At 39.5% G+C, this 16,557-nt stretch carries 17 protein-coding genes and 4 tRNA genes; 11 read left to right on the forward strand and 10 right to left on the reverse strand.

The window, feature by feature from the left end; genetic code table 11:
- Position 1: 1 nt before the first annotated feature.
- The 4 genes from BHR79_RS10015 to BHR79_RS10030 form a co-directional block, all read right to left on the reverse strand.
- On the reverse strand, positions 2-421 hold the full coding sequence (locus BHR79_RS10015; RefSeq protein WP_072562177.1) for a cupredoxin domain-containing protein: 420 nt from the start codon (positions 419-421) through the stop codon (positions 2-4).
- Positions 422-668: 247 nt separating this feature from the next.
- Positions 669-740 (reverse strand) — tRNA-Gly (locus BHR79_RS10020).
- Positions 741-751: 11 nt separating this feature from the next.
- Positions 752-828: transfer RNA gene (locus BHR79_RS10025), tRNA-Phe, on the reverse strand.
- A 57-nt stretch (positions 829-885) separates the two neighbouring features.
- A tRNA-Val gene (locus tag BHR79_RS10030) sits at positions 886-959 on the reverse strand.
- 309 nt (positions 960-1,268) lie between these two features.
- On the opposite strand from BHR79_RS10030, the gene mbhE reads away from it, so the two are divergent.
- The 9 genes from mbhE (at position 1,269) to BHR79_RS10075 (ending at position 8,529) form a co-directional block, all read left to right on the forward strand.
- Positions 1,269-3,638 (forward strand): hydrogen gas-evolving membrane-bound hydrogenase subunit E, encoded by a 2,370-nt coding sequence (gene mbhE / locus BHR79_RS10035; RefSeq protein ID WP_072562178.1) that lies wholly within the window; start codon positions 1,269-1,271, stop codon positions 3,636-3,638.
- Positions 3,635-4,051 (forward strand): monovalent cation/H+ antiporter subunit B, encoded by a 417-nt coding sequence (locus tag BHR79_RS10040; RefSeq protein ID WP_072562179.1) that lies wholly within the window; start codon positions 3,635-3,637, stop codon positions 4,049-4,051. Before mbhE ends, BHR79_RS10040 begins: the two co-directional genes overlap by 4 nt.
- Complete coding sequence (locus BHR79_RS10045) at positions 4,048-4,467, forward strand: NADH-quinone oxidoreductase subunit K (protein ID WP_072562180.1); 420 nt, start codon at positions 4,048-4,050, stop codon at positions 4,465-4,467. The genes BHR79_RS10040 and BHR79_RS10045 overlap by 4 nt, the downstream gene beginning before the upstream one ends.
- The gene (locus BHR79_RS10050; RefSeq protein ID WP_072562181.1) at positions 4,464-6,002 is read left to right on the forward strand and encodes a proton-conducting transporter transmembrane domain-containing protein; all 1,539 of its coding nucleotides are present in this window, start codon (positions 4,464-4,466) and stop codon (positions 6,000-6,002) included. Before BHR79_RS10045 ends, BHR79_RS10050 begins: the two co-directional genes overlap by 4 nt.
- Entirely contained in the window at positions 5,999-6,493 is a 495-nt protein-coding gene (locus BHR79_RS10055; protein WP_072562182.1) for a Na+/H+ antiporter subunit E, read from the forward strand. Before BHR79_RS10050 ends, BHR79_RS10055 begins: the two co-directional genes overlap by 4 nt.
- Positions 6,490-6,759 carry a cation:proton antiporter gene (locus tag BHR79_RS10060; RefSeq protein WP_072358223.1) on the forward strand — a complete coding sequence of 90 codons (270 nt, stop codon included), beginning with the start codon at positions 6,490-6,492 and terminating at the stop codon, positions 6,757-6,759. Before BHR79_RS10055 ends, BHR79_RS10060 begins: the two co-directional genes overlap by 4 nt.
- A 23-nt stretch (positions 6,760-6,782) precedes the next feature.
- On the forward strand, positions 6,783-7,163 hold the full coding sequence (gene mnhG, locus BHR79_RS10065; protein WP_268765995.1) for a monovalent cation/H(+) antiporter subunit G: 381 nt from the start codon (positions 6,783-6,785) through the stop codon (positions 7,161-7,163).
- Between the two features lie 61 nt (positions 7,164-7,224).
- A complete protein-coding gene (locus tag BHR79_RS10070) occupies positions 7,225-8,283 on the forward strand; it encodes an L-threonylcarbamoyladenylate synthase (protein ID WP_072562391.1) in 1,059 nt (352 codons plus the stop codon).
- Between the two features lie 6 nt (positions 8,284-8,289).
- On the forward strand, positions 8,290-8,529 hold the full coding sequence (locus BHR79_RS10075; protein WP_072562184.1) for a hypothetical protein: 240 nt from the start codon (positions 8,290-8,292) through the stop codon (positions 8,527-8,529).
- Between the two features lies 1 nt (position 8,530).
- Here BHR79_RS10075 and BHR79_RS10080 read toward each other — a convergent pair whose 3' ends face one another.
- The 3 genes from BHR79_RS10080 to BHR79_RS10090 all read right to left on the reverse strand — a co-directional run bounded on the left by BHR79_RS10080 (position 8,531) and on the right by BHR79_RS10090 (position 10,972).
- Positions 8,531-9,733, reverse strand: coding sequence for a potassium channel family protein (locus BHR79_RS10080; RefSeq protein WP_072562185.1), 1,203 nt, complete (start codon positions 9,731-9,733; stop codon positions 8,531-8,533).
- A 64-nt stretch (positions 9,734-9,797) separates the two neighbouring features.
- A complete protein-coding gene (locus tag BHR79_RS10085; RefSeq protein ID WP_083433097.1) occupies positions 9,798-10,358 on the reverse strand; it encodes a magnesium transporter in 561 nt (186 codons plus the stop codon).
- Positions 10,355-10,972 (reverse strand): magnesium transporter, encoded by a 618-nt coding sequence (locus BHR79_RS10090; protein WP_072562186.1) that lies wholly within the window; start codon positions 10,970-10,972, stop codon positions 10,355-10,357. Before BHR79_RS10090 ends, BHR79_RS10085 begins: the two co-directional genes overlap by 4 nt.
- A 101-nt stretch (positions 10,973-11,073) precedes the next feature.
- Between BHR79_RS10090 and BHR79_RS10095 the strand changes: the two genes are divergently transcribed.
- Positions 11,074-11,150: transfer RNA gene (locus BHR79_RS10095), tRNA-Val, on the forward strand.
- A gap of 407 nt (positions 11,151-11,557) precedes the next feature.
- Positions 11,558-12,061, forward strand: coding sequence for a hypothetical protein (locus BHR79_RS10100; RefSeq protein WP_072562187.1), 504 nt, complete (start codon positions 11,558-11,560; stop codon positions 12,059-12,061).
- Between the two features lie 171 nt (positions 12,062-12,232).
- On the opposite strand, the gene BHR79_RS10105 is transcribed toward BHR79_RS10100, so the two are convergent.
- From BHR79_RS10105 to BHR79_RS10115, 3 genes are all read right to left on the reverse strand, one after another.
- Positions 12,233-13,768 carry a hypothetical protein gene (locus tag BHR79_RS10105; protein WP_072562188.1) on the reverse strand — a complete coding sequence of 512 codons (1,536 nt, stop codon included), beginning with the start codon at positions 13,766-13,768 and terminating at the stop codon, positions 12,233-12,235.
- 192 nt (positions 13,769-13,960) lie between these two features.
- Positions 13,961-15,538, reverse strand: a complete 1,578-nt coding sequence (locus tag BHR79_RS10110; protein WP_072562189.1) for a P-loop ATPase, Sll1717 family — start codon at positions 15,536-15,538, stop codon at positions 13,961-13,963.
- A 386-nt stretch (positions 15,539-15,924) separates the two neighbouring features.
- Positions 15,925-16,554 carry an integrase gene (locus BHR79_RS10115; RefSeq protein ID WP_072562190.1) on the reverse strand — a complete coding sequence of 210 codons (630 nt, stop codon included), beginning with the start codon at positions 16,552-16,554 and terminating at the stop codon, positions 15,925-15,927.
- Between the last annotated feature and the right edge of the window lie 3 nt (positions 16,555-16,557).

The following is a 16,557-nucleotide window of genomic DNA, read 5'->3' on the forward strand; positions in this document are numbered from 1 at the left end:
ATTATCTTACTGTGACTTTAAGTGTCATTTCAGGCATATCTGCCACACCGAACGTGTAGGTACCTTTTTCATTAAAAGTGTAGAGATAAACGTCTTTGGAACTCATTTCCTGTTTTTCAAAGAGGTTATCGTCGCTTATAAGTACATAGGTGCCCTGGGGTTTGTAGTTTCTCCATGCTATAGTACCCCCCTTTTCTAATTCGATTTCAGAAGGAGTCATTACACCATAGTATTCCATTCTTACACCATGATGTTTGCCATTATCGACTATTTCACTATCCTCCGATGAAGCATTCCGTGTGGACGTTTCTTCGTCTGATCCTTCCGGCCCGGAGGCATCATCCGAATTGCCAGCACAACCGCTAACAACTACCAAAGAGATTATCATTAATGCAAACAGAATCAACCAATTATATTTCATATCGACACCTTTTTACTATCTGGCCTTTTACGCATATAAAATCTATATTTAACCTTTATATTTTTTATGAGAAGGGTATCATCTGGACATAAATTTTTGTCCTTGTATAAGTGACTTAATAGCAAAATCCTGCTGTACAACTTCAAAGAAACTAAAAGTATACTAAAATGCATTACAGTAGAAAACAAAGTCACATAAAGAATCTTAAAAACAAGATAACAGATAAAAGTAAGAGAAAAAGTAGTTATACATCAGCCGGGATTCGAACCCGGGTTCGAGCGTTGGCAACGCCCGGTGATAACCACTACACTACTGATGTTCATACTGAATTGGTGCCCAGACCCGGACTCGAACCGGGGACAACTGCCTCTTCAGGGCAGCGCTCTCCCAAACTGAGCTACCTGGGCATTGGGAGCACCACATAAATGCGGTTTTTTTATTTAAACATATCGCAATTTCGGAAGTGGGCCCGCTGAGAGTCGAACTCAGGATCCCCGCCATGTCAAGGCGATGTCATAACCTACTAGACCACGGGCCCATTTTGTTTATCAGACATCTACAAAAACGCAGACGCCCTGTACCCCAGGGCCACCCTGAAGCACTCTCCCTATACAGATTTAACCTATATATATTTTGTTGCTCCCCTGAGAGGTACATATAAAGCAGACAACGCCGCCAGGCCATAAAATCTAACAAAGCAAAATGAATAATGATTAAGAACCACAGTCTGACTTAAACAAAAAACAAGCGAAGAAGAACAATATATAAATATGATCAAACAAACTTCACAAAAATGTTTATTGATCATGAACAACAGTTATATATTGGAATTTAATTAAGGAGAGGCATGGACTCCTTTACGGCAATCGTACTGGCTATATTTTTACCCTTTGCCGCGGCGATATTCATACCGCTGCTGGAAAAGTTCCTGAAGCACAGGATCGGTTGGTTTGCAGCAGGAATTGCCTTCCTGAGTTTTGCATTAATAGGTATAGTAGCTCCCGAAATAATTCATGGACATATAATACAACACTCAATTGAGTGGATGCCAAGCATCGGTGCAGAATTCAGCATTTATGCCGATGGACTGGCTATGATGATCGGATTCATAGCATCCGGTATCGGTGTAATTATAATGTCCTATTCCAATGGGTACATGTCCCACAAGGAAGACCTCCCCCGTTATTACCAGTACTTGCTCTTATTCATGGGGTCCATGATCGGTATGGTCTTTGCAGGGAACACACTCCAGCTATTCATATTCTGGGAACTTACCAGTATCACATCATTCATGCTCATTGGTTACTGGAGAGGTAAACCCGCTTCCATCTACGGAGCCACAAAATCCCTGCTGCTCACAGCAGGTGGCGGCCTTTTCATGCTGGCAGGATTTATCCTGCTACATACTATTACAGGTTCCTATGATATAGCTACTATTCTCCAGAACCCTGCCATAATTGAAAACATCAAAGCTCATCCTTTCTTCTTAATAACACTGGTACTTATCCTGATAGGTGCAGCTGCCAAATCAGCACAGGGACCTTTTTACATATGGCTTCCAAATGCAATGGAAGCTCCCACACCCGTCAGTGCTTTTTTGCATTCTGCCACAATGGTTAAGGCAGGAATATACCTGGTAGCCAGGGTACACCCCATATTTTCAGGCACAGAAGCCTGGTTTATCCTGGTAAGTGGGGTCGGTATATTCACAATGCTGCTTGCGGGCTTCCTGGCTTTCCGTCAGACAGACATCAAAGCAATCCTGGCCTATTCAACTATCAGCCAGCTGGCATACATGATGACAATGTATGGTTATACATCCTACCACGAACCCGGTTTAGGAGTGGCAGCAGCAACTTTCCATCTTCTCAATCACGCAACTTTCAAAGCATGTCTTTTCCTGATCGCAGGTATTGTTGCACATGAGGCAGCTACCCGAGACATACGCAAACTCGGTGGTTTGCGAAAGGATATGCCGATTACATTTATCATTGCATCCATAGCAGCCCTTGCAATGGCAGGAATTCCCCCTCTTAATGGATTCCTTAGTAAGGAAATGTTCTATGAAACCTCGGTTGAGATGGGCCACATCATAGGAGGACCTTTCACATTCCTGATACCGGCAGCAGCAGTACTGGGAGGAATATTCACCTTTGCTTATTCCATCAAACTTATCGACGGGATATTCCTGGGAGAAAAACATCACGACCACCTACCTGAACATATACATGAACCACCTTACACAATGCTTGTTCCTGCAGCATTCCTTGCAGGTCTTGTCATCCTGTTTGGCCTTGTCCCTTCGATTCCGGTCCACAACATAATTGAACCCACAACCGCGGGAATCGTGCTCGAGGAAGTCCATCTGCATGTGCAACTCTGGCATGGTTTTACACCGGCCCTTTTCATGACAATAATCACTTTCATCTGCGGGCTGGCAATCTACACACGCTACGATAGTATAGCGGCCTGGCAGGATAGATTCAATGCAAGATATCCCCGGATAAGTGTGAACTATTACTATGACAGGATTGTTGATGGAGCAAAGGGAAGTGCAAAAGGATTTGCCAACTTTACCCAGACTGGTAGCATAAAGCTCTACATTAATGCTATATTATTTTTAATGGTCATACTGTTTGCCATACCAGCATTCATGATGGCAACACAAGTATTCCCTGCCAACCTCAATTTTGACATTCCCCCTTACGAGGCATTGATAATGGCCCTTATGGTCATCGCAGCAATTGCAGCTGCAACCCTGCATAGATATCTTCCTGCCGTAATAGCACTTTCTGCAGTTGGTTATATGGTCAGCTTAGTATTCATATATCTCAAAGCACCCGACCTTGCTCTTACACAGGTACTTGTGGAAACTCTGGCAACAATAATATTTTTGCTTGTAATAGCTAGGGTACCCCAGACATTCAAAGAAAAGATACCAAAAACCACTTTGATAAGAGATATAGGAATTTCATTTACTGTTGCTGCAACTGTATTGATCCTATTACTCAATGCAACACAGGGCATAGCACCACCATTTGAATCCCTGTCCCACTATTTCCTAGAGAACAGTGTAAAGCTTGCAGGAGGGCATAATATTGTAAATGTAATCCTGGTAGATTTCCGTGGCTATGATACCCTGGGAGAAATATCAGTATTATGTCTGGCAGCACTTGGAGTTTATAATCTTATAAAGAGCAGAGGTGAAGGAGAATGACTACATTAATCACAAAGACAATTACAAAAATCTGTATCCCTCTTGTAAGTTTATTTTCTATATCCCTTTTATTGGCAGGGCACAATAATCCCGGAGGAGGATTTATCGGTGGTGTAATGTTTGCCTCTGTAATTTCCCTTACCTATGTAGTATTTGGTTTAAAGTACACCAAATCATTCTTTAATCCTTCCTGGGACAAATTATTCGGGGCAGGATTACTCATTGCTTCATTGACTGCTTTTGGAGCAATCATATACGGAAACAATTTTTTCAGGAGTTCAATCAAATTTGTAGAGATTCCCCTCTACGGTGAAATAGAGTTGGCATCAGCCACCCTCTTTGATATTGGAGTATATTTTGTCGTAATTGGCACTCTGCTACATATATTCAAAAACGTGGGTGAAGACAAATGAACAATACAATATTATCGATTACTATAGCCCTGATCTTTGGTATTGGGACATTTCTTATCCTACGCAGGGACATCATAAAAATCATCATTGGTTTATCCCTAATCTCCCATGCAGTAAACATGCTAATCGTTTCAACTGGAGTATTTGATGGTGAAAAAGCTCCTATAATAACAGATAGCCATCATGGTTCTGGCAGCGAGATTATTTTTACAGATAAATTATCAGAAGGTATACTTGCACCAATAGTACCTTCTGGCATGGAAACCCCTTTCGTAGACCCCCTTGTACAGGCTCTTGTGTTGACAGCTATTGTAATCAGCCTTGCGACTACTGCATTTATACTTATACTGGCCTACCGCATCCATGAAGAATACGGCACCACAGATATCAGGAAACTCAGGAGGCTGCGGGGATGAATATTCAGGAACATTTGCCAATACTCGTAATTGCAATACCCATACTTATGTCGGCATTAATGATAATGCTGCGTTCCAGACCAACTTTCCAGAAAACCCTCAACATAATTGTATCAGCATTAATATTGATTATGAGTGTTATTCTCCTCTTGCAAGTATGGAACAGTGGAATACAGGTTTATGAGGTTGGAGAATGGGGCAAATATGGCATCATGCTCGTTGCCGACCTGCTGGGCTCCGGGATGGTTGTACTGAGTTCAGGAATATCCCTGCTTGCCCTGATATATTCTCTGGATTACATCGAAGGCAAGTCCCTGAACACAACATATCATTCCCTTTTCAACCTGCTTGTTGCAGGCTTAAACGGAACATTCCTCACAGGGGACATCTTCAATATGTTCGTGTTTTTCGAAATACTGCTGCTTTCCTCATGCGGATTGGTAGTAGCTTCGGAAAATGGAGGTGTCACAAAAGTTTCCGATAAGATGGAAGCGACCTTCAAGTATCTCATACTGAACATAATCGGTTCAATGCTAATGCTGGTTGCAGTGGCTTCCCTCTATGCAACGGTGGGCACACTGAACATGGCAGATCTTTCGGTAAAAATATCTGCATTAAGCCAGGCAGGAACTATGCCCTGGCACATCTATTTCATTGCTTTGCTATTTATCATCGTTTTTGGTAACAAGGCAGCCATATTCCCTCTTCATTACTGGCTGCCGGATGTCCACCCGACAGCCCCATCACCCATAAGTGCCATGCTTAGCGGTGTTATGATCAAGGTGGGAGCATACGGAATTCTCCGGATATATTTCCTGGTCTTTAAAGATGCACTGTTTTTACTACAACCAATTATCATCCTGCTTGCATTGATTACCATAGCAATAGGGGCCATTGCTGCTGTCGGCCAGAAAGATGTCAAACGTCTACTTGCCTATTCCAGTGTCAGCCAGATAGGTTATGTTTTCCTGGGGATTGGTATGGGAACAGCTTATGCCCTTGCAGCTTCTTTGGTCTATCTTGTTAATCATGCAATTGCCAAATCCATGCTTTTCCTGACATCCGGAGGGATTATTCACCATGCAGGAACAAGGGATATGCATCAGATGGGAGGAATGGTCAAAAGTGCACCTCTAATGAGTAGCATGTTCCTTATAGGAGCAATGTCCATTGCAGGATTGCCGCCGCTGGGAGGTTTTATAGCAAAATTTGTCCTTTTTGACGCGGCCATTTTGGGGGAATATTATTTGCCAGTGCTTATAGGATTTGCATTCGCAGTTTTTACAATATTCTACATGTTCAGGGCATGGTTACTCATGTTCTGGGGTGAAGTAAGGGATTCTGAAAAGTACGGCCCGTATTCATCACATGGACTTTCACCAATGATAACAGTACCGATAATTATACTTGCAGCCGCTGTACTCGTCCTTGGTGTGTATTCAGAACCATTGATAGCCCTTTCAAGTGAGATTGCAAATCAGCTCCTTGATCCACAACCATATATCAACGCAGTACTCGGAGGGAGCGTAAGATGAAGAGATATGTAATGTATTCAATTGCGCTTGGTTTTGTCTGGTGTTTTGTCCACGGTGCCGTAAACCTGAGCAATTTCCTCATAGGTGCCATGATCGGACCATTCCTGATCAGGCCATTTAAAGAACTCTATAGTTTCGGAGAGGAAATTTCTTACAGGGATAAATTAAACCGCGTACCAAAACAGATACATTATTTCTCTATACTCATAGTTGAGATTGTAAAAGCAAGTATCGTTGTAGCAAAAATCGTACTGCAACCAAAAATCGATATAAAACCTGGCATTATAGCAGTTCCCATCAGGGCAAAAACAGATGTTGGTATTACAGCTATCGCAAACACCATCACCCTGACGCCTGGAACCCTTACAATTGATGTATCTGATGATAAATCTGCATTGTATGTACACTGTATTGACATCGACAATGCTAAAGAAATACGTGATTCCATAAAGGATGATCTGGAAGAATATGTACTGGAGGCATTCGAATGAACACAATCCATTTGCTTGACATCGCGCTTGTATTCATGGTATTATCAATTATTCCCTGTATCCACAGGATTATCAAAGGTCCTACCATCCCCGACAGGGTTATTGCAGTCGATGCCCTGGCAACTGTAATTGTGGTCATGCTGGGTGTTTATTCTTTTGTCCAGGAATCGGTGTTCTTCATGGATGTAGCTCTTGTGATTTCTATTATAGCCTTTGTTGGAACAGTCACAATCGCAAAATATCTGGATGAGGGAGTGGTATTCTGAATAACATAACATTTATACAGGATATTCTTAGTAATTTTTTCTTCTTCGCCGGGATGTTCTTTGTATTCCTGGGAATGCTGGGACTTTATCGGCTGCCTGATGTGTATAACAGGCTGCATGCCACAACAAAAATCGGAACACTGGGAGCCTTTGGCGTTATGATGGGAATCGTCATAAAAATTGGATTTGGACCCATGGGAATAAAAGCTATTACAGTTGGGCTTTTTCTCCTGTTAACAGCTCCCGTAGCAGCTCATATGATAAGCAGGGCTGCTCACAGGCACGGAGTTGGACTTTGCGAAGAATCAACTGTAGATGATTACGGTAAAACCTATTGTTTAATAAATTCCAGCTGCCCGGTAAAACATGAAGAAACTATTGAAAATGACCATGAGAAGATATAAAAGTTAAAGATATAAGATAAGCCTGCCTTGATATAGGGAAGAAATGGAACAAGTATCCCATATGCAAAAAAAAACAGAGATTATGAGGATTGCTGAAAAGACAGCAGACGATATATTCAAAAAGGCAGGAAAACTCTTGCGAGAAGGCAAAACAGTAGCTTTTCCTACAGAAACTGTTTATGGACTGGGAGCCGATGCCCTTAACCCACAAGCTGTAGAGCAAATATTTAAAGCAAAGGGCAGACCTGCTGACAATCCCCTTATAGTCCATGTATCAAATCAGGATCAATGCAACCAACTTGTGAGCACTTTCACCCCCATTGCTAAAAAACTTGCAGAATGCTTCTGGCCAGGACCCCTGGCAATAATTCTCGACAAAACAGATATGGTTCCTTATATAACTACGGGAAGACTTGAAACCGTAGCAATCCGGATGCCTGCAAACCAGATTGCCCAAAATATTATAGAGGCATCCTGCAAACCTATTGCTGCTCCCAGCGCAAACCTTTCCGGTCGGCCCAGCCCTACAAATGCATCCCATGTCGAGGAAGACCTTCAAGGCCGAATCGATGCAATTGTGGATGGAGGGGAAGTAGAAATTGGTGTGGAATCCACAGTCGTTGATGCACGCGGAGAAGTCCCGGTGATATTGCGCCCGGGAAAGATATCTGCCGAAGATATACAGCAATGCACAAACACAGAAGTATGTATTGGATATGCAAAAAAGGACCATATGGAAAAACCTCTTTCACCCGGCATGAAATATACCCATTACTCCCCTTCTGCAAAGGTTATACTGGTGCAGGGAAAAACAAAAGATGTATCTGCAAAAATTGCAGACCTTGTTGGAAACACCAATGAGGAACATGAAAGGGCAGGATTGTTACTTACAGAAGAGATCCAAAACGACTTCCCTTTCAAAGAGAAATTATCTATAGGCCAGGCAACTAAACCCGAGGGAGCAGCAAAGCGTATTTTTGCAGGATTAAGAGAGATGGACTCAAAAGGCATGGATTTGATAATTGTAGACGGATCTTTTACTGAAAAAGGGATTGGAGCTGCAGTCCATGAGAGGCTGCAAAAGGCAGCTGATATAATTATAACTATACCACGGATGTGAACACCTATGAAGGATGAGAAAAAAGAATATCTTGCACATAAGCAGATGTATCAAAGCACCGTTAAAAGAAACAAGAAGATCGGCCTGGCAAACATGTTTGTCCTGGCTACAGGCCTTGCATTAAAATATTTAGGCAGACCGGATGTCGGCGAGCATTTTATCTGGCTGGGTATTATAATCCTTCTGTATACATTCGGCTCCAACATGTTGGCAAAAAAAGAAATGCAAAAGCACCAGCCAAAGTGAGTCAGTCTTCTCTTACTGGACAGGCACACATTTCAAGTAGAGCTTCTTCGCCGGTGCGGGAACCACGTCCTATAAGGATGTCCCCACCCTCTACACGGGTGCGGGCACTTGGACTGTAAAGCCACCTCCCGGCTCTTTTTACAGCCATTATGTGAACTCCTGTCTCCGTGGCAAGCTGTAGATCTCCGAGAGTATCACCGACAATCGGGGAACAGTCTTCCACTACAACCCTCGTGATAACTTCATCCGAACCCCGTACAGCAAGAGTAATTATGGGGTGCAGTTCTATATCCCTGAGCACCGTATCAGCAATACCATAAGCAGCATCGGAGATGGCTTCAGACGCATTGGCAAGATGTAATAGACCCTTGAGCTCGTCAACATCAGAGACGTGTTTTGCGGTTTCAAGTACCCAGTGCTGGAGATCATATTTCATGACATCCATCTCAGACTCAATGGCACGCACCTCTTCTGCTATGTCATTATTGTCGTAGAGTATTGCAAAATAAGCAAGTCCTACAGACATTTCCGCCATGTTTTTCATGTCTACGATAATATCCACGGCTTTTTCCAGGTCTCTTAATAGCCGCTCGTGTGAATTATTTCGTAAAACATACTCTTTGTTGGTGGCTAATTTGATCAGAAGAGGGACCCCTTCATCATGTCCCCTTGCAAAAAGGACATCCCCTGAACGTATGCGTGTTGAATGGTCCGGATCATATATCCAATCATTCTGGCGCCTGATAGCAATAAGCCACATCCCTGTTTCAGTATCCAGTTCAAGATCACCCAGTGTATAGCCACTCATGATGGAATCATCGCTTACTGTTACCCTTAGAATGGTTTCTTCAGCTTCTCTGAGTGCCATTTTTAGTTCTAGCGGAATACCCATTTGCATCAGTACAATTTGGGCGATATCAGCGGCTGCGTTTGCAATTTTTTCAGAGGATGAAGCTACCTGAAGCACACCTGTCATTTCTTCGGCTTCCTCAACACGGCGGGTGCTTAACATTGCAGCCATGTTCATGTGATAGTAGTAAGTATCCATCCTCTCTTCTAAGCGGAGGACTTCCTCTGCAATATCCTCATCGTCATAAACCATAGCAGAGTAAGCAAGATCTACCATCAGTTCTGAGGTGTCTTTCATTTGAATAAGAAGGTCTTTGAGATTAGTAGGGCTGTATTTGATCTCTTTGGGACACATGATTCATTCTACCTTTGTTAACTTAAACTAATTCGCGAATATAAAAACATAATCATTATTAATGTCAGACAAACTCCAACAATGCTATGACTCCAAAGATTGCAGAAATCCCTACAACATCACCGATAGTTGCAATAATAGGAATAACGGTATCATCCGGATCAAGCCCGAATTTGTGAGATGCAACTGCTACAACCAGTGTTACTGCATACACTATTATCAGTTCTACCAGGCAGGCCAGCACACAGATGCTGAAAAGACTTGTAAATGCTATACCATTGTGAATAAGCATACCTACAATCCATACAACTACACTCAGGAAACAGGAAGCGACAATCCCTACAATAAAAGCGGCTATCAGGCTATTGCGTACAACAGGATTCTTATGGATGCGTGTGGTACCAAGACCCATATGAAAAGCCGAGGCCAGCCTTGCTCCAAGCATGCTGCCAGTATCCCCTCCGATTTTGATCAATGCGGGAATCAGGAGTAAAAGGATAGGATATGAGATCAAACTATCCAGATTTGAGTTCATGATCTGACCTGCAAAAAGGCCGACGAATGAAGTCAGGAAAAGGATAGGTGCGCTGCTTTTCACTATACTTCCAATGGTGTAATAGCTCATATTGCTAACACCACCTTTGCAGAAAGGAACAGCATGAACATAGACACGATGTCACCTATAGTTGCTATAGAGGGTGTGACAACATTATCAGGATCAAAGCCAAACTTGAACATACCTATGGCAAAAAAAGTTGCTATTACAGAGAGAATTAAACCTGAAGACAACCCTGCCATCACGGCTATTAATGTAAGGGTTAAGGCACCTGCACTTTCCAGACCCAGAGCAATTGTCATAAAATGACCCAACAGGCCCAGTACAAAAGAGAGCAACAAACTGAGCAAAAGAGAACCCCCAATATTATTGAGCAATTCAGGGTTGCGCTCGATTTTTGTAATCAGACCCATATGTATTGCACTGCCCAGACGGGAACCGAGGGTAGATGAGATGTTACCCCTCATTCCAAGCACTGCCGGAGTTATCACTAACAGGCCGGGAATTACCTGAAGCTCTTCTGTCATACCGGAAAGAATGAGGCCTGCAACAACCCCTCCTACAGTAGCAAGAAGCTCAAAGGGAAGAACTTCCCTGACAATCGAACCGATACTTGCATAATCCCCGAGATAATAGGCTTCTATATCTTCTTCATATTCATAATCTTCAGGGTCTGAATCCATCAAAACCTAATCAAATGTTACTATTATAAAAAGAATGGCATTCCATACATCAAAAATCATATATACAACTTGTAACATCTAGGGGATGCAAACGCAGGCAGGGGCCCGTGGTCTAGCCGGTTATGACATCGCCTTTACACGGCGAGGATCCTGAGTTCGAATCTCAGCGGGCCCACCAGAATTTTTATCTTCTGATTCTAAGTTCTTAGAGATTACCGTTTCATTAAATTCAGACTCGTCTAGATGAGGCGGTGTATTATTGGTAATTATCTCTTTTGATGCTGATTTTTGCAATATGGATAGCTCATTTTCTATTCTTTCAAGCCTTGATTCAAGGTCAAATTCTCTCTTCGGTCGTACAACTATGGAGTCTTCATCTGTGGATACTACAAACAACGTTTTTCCATTAATATCAGTCTCAAAAACATGTGCTTGCTCACCAATTAAATGCGCATGTGACGTGGGCAACTGCACCATAGGGTACGCTATATTCGGCTTTGGAGTGTTCTTTATTATCTTGAATGAGCCAATTAATTTCATTATGCAGCATGCGTTGACCCCAATAACCTAATAGATTGCAGCGATATGGAAATAGAAGGACGCCTGAAGCAGCTAACTATTCCATTATCGTTAACGCTGCAACTACTGCCCGATGGAGAAGAACGGTCCAAGGATTACATAGCCCGCCGGCAAAATGAGGTCAAGGGAGTGCGTTCTCAATCATGGGAAGGAGCGATTTTTAATTACGTATTTGCCCTTGCGAAAGGTGAAGATGAACCGCATCCTGACTTTGCTCAATATTCTACGGATGATGGGATTGCGGCTGTCACGCCTTCAATGGTTGCGAAACATTTTGGGGCGAGCACTAAAGCGATATCACAGGCCTTAGGGAGCATAGGAATGACGACTGAACAAACAACCGTGAGACTGCAAACAGGATCAAAGAAAATCCGCCAGTATGTTGTCCCCGATGAAAACATCTGGCGAGGAATTGTCCAACGGTACTATTACACGGATGAAGAGTTGGAGGATAAAAATCCAGAGTGCCCTGAAGTGTTGAAATCAAGGAGGTACGGAATAGGGATGTGAAATGGAACAGGTGGCACGGAAGGAACACTTCCTAGGAGGATAGAGGTAGAAGGCATAGGACACTTCTACCTTTATATTAATATCATGATTTGATAATAATACATTGTACTACTTACGTCATGCATCACACTGTATAGATATGAAGTGTTCTAACCGTTCTATGTGTTCCTTTTAAACTGAATTTTGCTGATCGAAACCATTTTCAGCTAAACTCTCTTTCATAAATTTATTTTGAAAATGTTTTGATACTTTTTTTCGACGCCGATTAATAATGCTTAATGACTTTGAAGACAAACCACTTCTATCATATTTACGAATTAAATTTAATTCATTTTCTAACCAGATTGGTATGCAATATTCTGCTCTTTTTTCTTTGAACTTATCCCATCCAAAATCATTACACATCAAATTAATATTATGAACTTTTGGAGCTTTTAGCATATTAGGAATAATTGGATCCATACAGTAAAGTAACCAAGACTCAGGCTCATCAGTATGTTTTAAAGATTCAACAGACCTTACATAAGAAAAATAATCAAATAATATAGAAGGCGTTGTAGTTACTTCAAGTAAAAAGATAAAATCTATGATTGATCCAATCCAGATATTTTCGCCGTGCCACGTCTCTTCTTTATTTTCTAATTTTAAATAATTTAGATGCTCAATTGAAGCTCGAATCAATGGACTATAAATTTGATCTGTTATGATAAATCCATAATAATATTTTTTGGGCTTGACTTTGTATTCTATATCGTCGTGTAGAATGATTCCGCCTTTTGACAATAAAACTAAAGGTTGCTTTATTTGTTCAAATGCTTTAGAAATATTTTTCTTAGCAGCACGGTTTAAACTTCGTTCGGATCCACCGTAAGTCGATTTTTTAATCTGAAGCGATTTGCATTCAACACAGAAGCCCATTTCTTTGGATTCAATTAATAAGTCTTTTTCACCATCATTATTTTTGATATAGTAGCTGTGATATAAATCTGAATGAGGTGTGAATTGTTTTAATTTCTGTTCAATAAGCAATTCAATAGAATGACCTTTTATATGACCAAAATCACGAACATTGTCTTTTAACTTTTTGCATAGATATGTATATGCACTTTCTGGAAATTTGCGAAATAGAGGAATAACAAAATCATCTTCCACTTGAACAAACATTTTATCCCATACATCTTCTAAATATTCAATGTCAGAAAGTTTTATTGTTAAATCACTAATTAAAAAACGTAGATTCGCAGGAATAGCTATTTCAGCATAATTCTCATTAACTGTTTCATATTGCAAAGATAAGTATTCAACAAAATGAAATACTTCTTCAATTGTGACTTCAAAAAGTGACTCAAATTCCTCATTAAATGGTTCCAGTATTTCAGCGTATAATGGAATTGAATACCAATAAGGCCTAATACCTTGCACTATACCAAAACGATTGAAGGGGAATGTATTATTAGGTCTTGAATTTAAAATATCAGAACATTCTTTCATTATACTTTGGAACTGTTCAGATGAAATTTCAGAATTATTTCCTGTTTCGCAGATTGAAAACGAGCAAAATAAAACATCATAATCTACTGTTGAATAGGTACCATCAAATGAGCGACTTTTAGCTAGAATTGCTCTTATTGTATAGTTAGAGAGGAATGTTGGCAATTCTGAAGATAATACTGCTTTTTTGAACCAATTTTTCTTCTTTGAACTCATTTCACTTCATCCATATATTACTACATAATACCAACATACATTGAAGAATAAACAAAAGTACACATAAGAAGTTTTCTAGATGTCCCTATTTTAGTTTAAGTGAACTGAAAAAGTATCAGACTTTTGCCTGAATCATACCCTCTAGTTTCAACTGAAGAATCACAAATATAGATTCTACCATGATTTTTTAATTCAAAAATCAAATAATGTCTTCTGCTGAGTATCAAACATCTTTTCAGAAAATTTTGTGCCTGTACTTTTGCTTTCTTTAGAACATATGTGGCAGATTTTTTTATCGCTTTTATCCCAATCCCTAAATAAATCAGCACCACAATTAGGACATTTTCGGTATTTTGAATTTAGGAATTCTTCTATAGATAACTCTGGAAAAATGCATTTTGCAATTGTAATATCGCTTATACAATATTTATTTACAGGCTTTTTTCTCCCTTTTTCTTTACCTATATTCTCAATAATTCCAAGATCAGACCATCTTTTTATTTTAGATCTTACAGTATCTTGTTTACATTTATATACATCATTTGCTAGGTAATTTATAGTGAATTCAACTTGACCAATTTTCCTTAATTCTCTGAGTGTACTAATGTCAACAATTTCACTTGCTTTGGTTTGTGTAAAAATATCAATTCCTTTCATAATTGCAGAAGAAGAAATTTTTCGAGCATATGGATTGATTTCTCTTTGTTCTGCTATGATATCTTGAATTATTCTAATCACATCACGCGGTGATTTCTGGGCGAATAAAATGATAATAGAATTAATATCAATATTAAAATCATAATTTACGATATCTGAAAAGTCATTAATTCTATTGTTACTATATGCTTCAAGTCTTTTAGAAACCATCTTTTTTAAAGAGAAATTATCCCAACTAAGACTATGATGTTTTATGCGATCTTTTCGACCATACTTATCATAATATCGCATTAATTTATCCCATAGGAAAAATTTAAAACTGTAGCCATTCATTTCAAGTAAATCTAAATCTTTTAACAATGGCTCGACTAGTTTTGATGATAAATTAGCATCATTTCCAGTTATATCAGCTTCATCAACTTTGTCAATTAATATATATATGCCGGAAAAATCTATTTTGGAAATTATATTTTGCATTTTTTCTAACTGGTACTTATACGATCCATCAAGTGCTTCAGAAATTGGATCTTGATTTGTGTTTTCAGTGTTTACTCCTAACTTTAAAACTGCTAGATTAATCCCAACACTAATTTTTCCGAGATATTTATTCCAGTATTCTTTTGCTTTATCAGAATAATTAGATAAAGAATCAATTGCATCCTTAAAATCATACTCAGATATCTGACCTAAATGAACATCTATTGAATTTTTCAGGAACTGCCTGTCATTTGAATCTAAATGTCCAATGAGTTGCGGTTCTTCGTTTAATCTTGTCAATATACCAATAATGATGATTTGAATAAGTTTTCTCAGGTGGTCAGAAACAGTGATTGACTGAATATCTTTCGAAAATTCAAACCTAGAGTAATTAACACAAAGAACATTCTTACTTCTTTGACTTTCAAATTCAATCATCTTTCTTTGAGCTGTTTTCCCCCCGCCTCTTGGAGCAAAAACAATTACACTTTTAGGTCTTTCTGGATTTCCCCATACAGAGTCAAAATATTTAGGCCGGATGAAATATTGATTTAATCTATCTTCATCATCTGCATTTGTAGATGCAAAAGGATTTGAGTCAAAACCTAAACCATTAAAAAAATCTATTTCGTCCATTTAACTACCTGATATTATTTCGAAGTGCTAATGTAAATGCCAGTCAATTATATTTAAATCTTCCAATACAGGCCTCAGTAGAAAATTCTAAATCAAAGATTTGCTATTTTCAAAAATAGCCCATAAATACTTTGTCTGCTCTACTTTAGCTATATAGTTTGCGTATTCGAATGAAATCAGCTAATCTTTAAACAATAGATAATCAAATACAATGGAACAGATGATACACATGGAACAGTTGCTAAGAATACAGAGGTAGAATGCATGGTACACTTTTACCTTTATATTAATATCATGATTAGATTATAATACATCACTGCTCACATCATGCATCACACTGTACAGATATGATCTGCTCCAACCGTTCTATGTGTTCCAATTCTCTCCTAGCTTAAAGTTGAATTATCCACTTTGAATTCTAATACAAAACTATCCATAATCCTCCGATACTCTTTTTTTGATTGCTGTACTTTATTCAGATAATGAGCACTTCCAACAGTTGCAGATGCTCTTCCCTGTATAAAATCAGCCAAACTTTTAGTAACTCCTTCTCTTATCATTACATTGAGGTGCCACTTACGAATTGTTTTTGCTGTGACACGGTCATGTTTTATTTTCTTTAACAACGATTCATATGGTTTCAGATTGCTAATACTTTTGAGTTCAAGTATGAAAGATGCAGGGAAGAATATCTGAAATGTTCGCTTAGTACCACTTGAAAACGAAGATGTAGGATAATGTGCGATATCGTTATCAATTACTATATTTTTCTCATCGAAATTCCCTAACATAGCATGTATGTGGCTGAGTCGATTACCTGAATATATGAGCAATTTCAAGATGGATTTAAGGTCATCTGTGCAAGCATTATATGCTTCCTGTATTTCCTCATCTGTGACATAAATTTCAACTACACCAGATTTCTTTATTTTGATGTAGCGGCTCCATTTTTCAATGCTATATCCTGCGATATCATCTACATCCTCATCTTCAAAGTAGTTCAATAAATTGCGCAATCC

The organism is Methanohalophilus halophilus, assembly GCF_001889405.1.
Classification (GTDB): domain Archaea; phylum Halobacteriota; class Methanosarcinia; order Methanosarcinales; family Methanosarcinaceae; genus Methanohalophilus; species Methanohalophilus halophilus.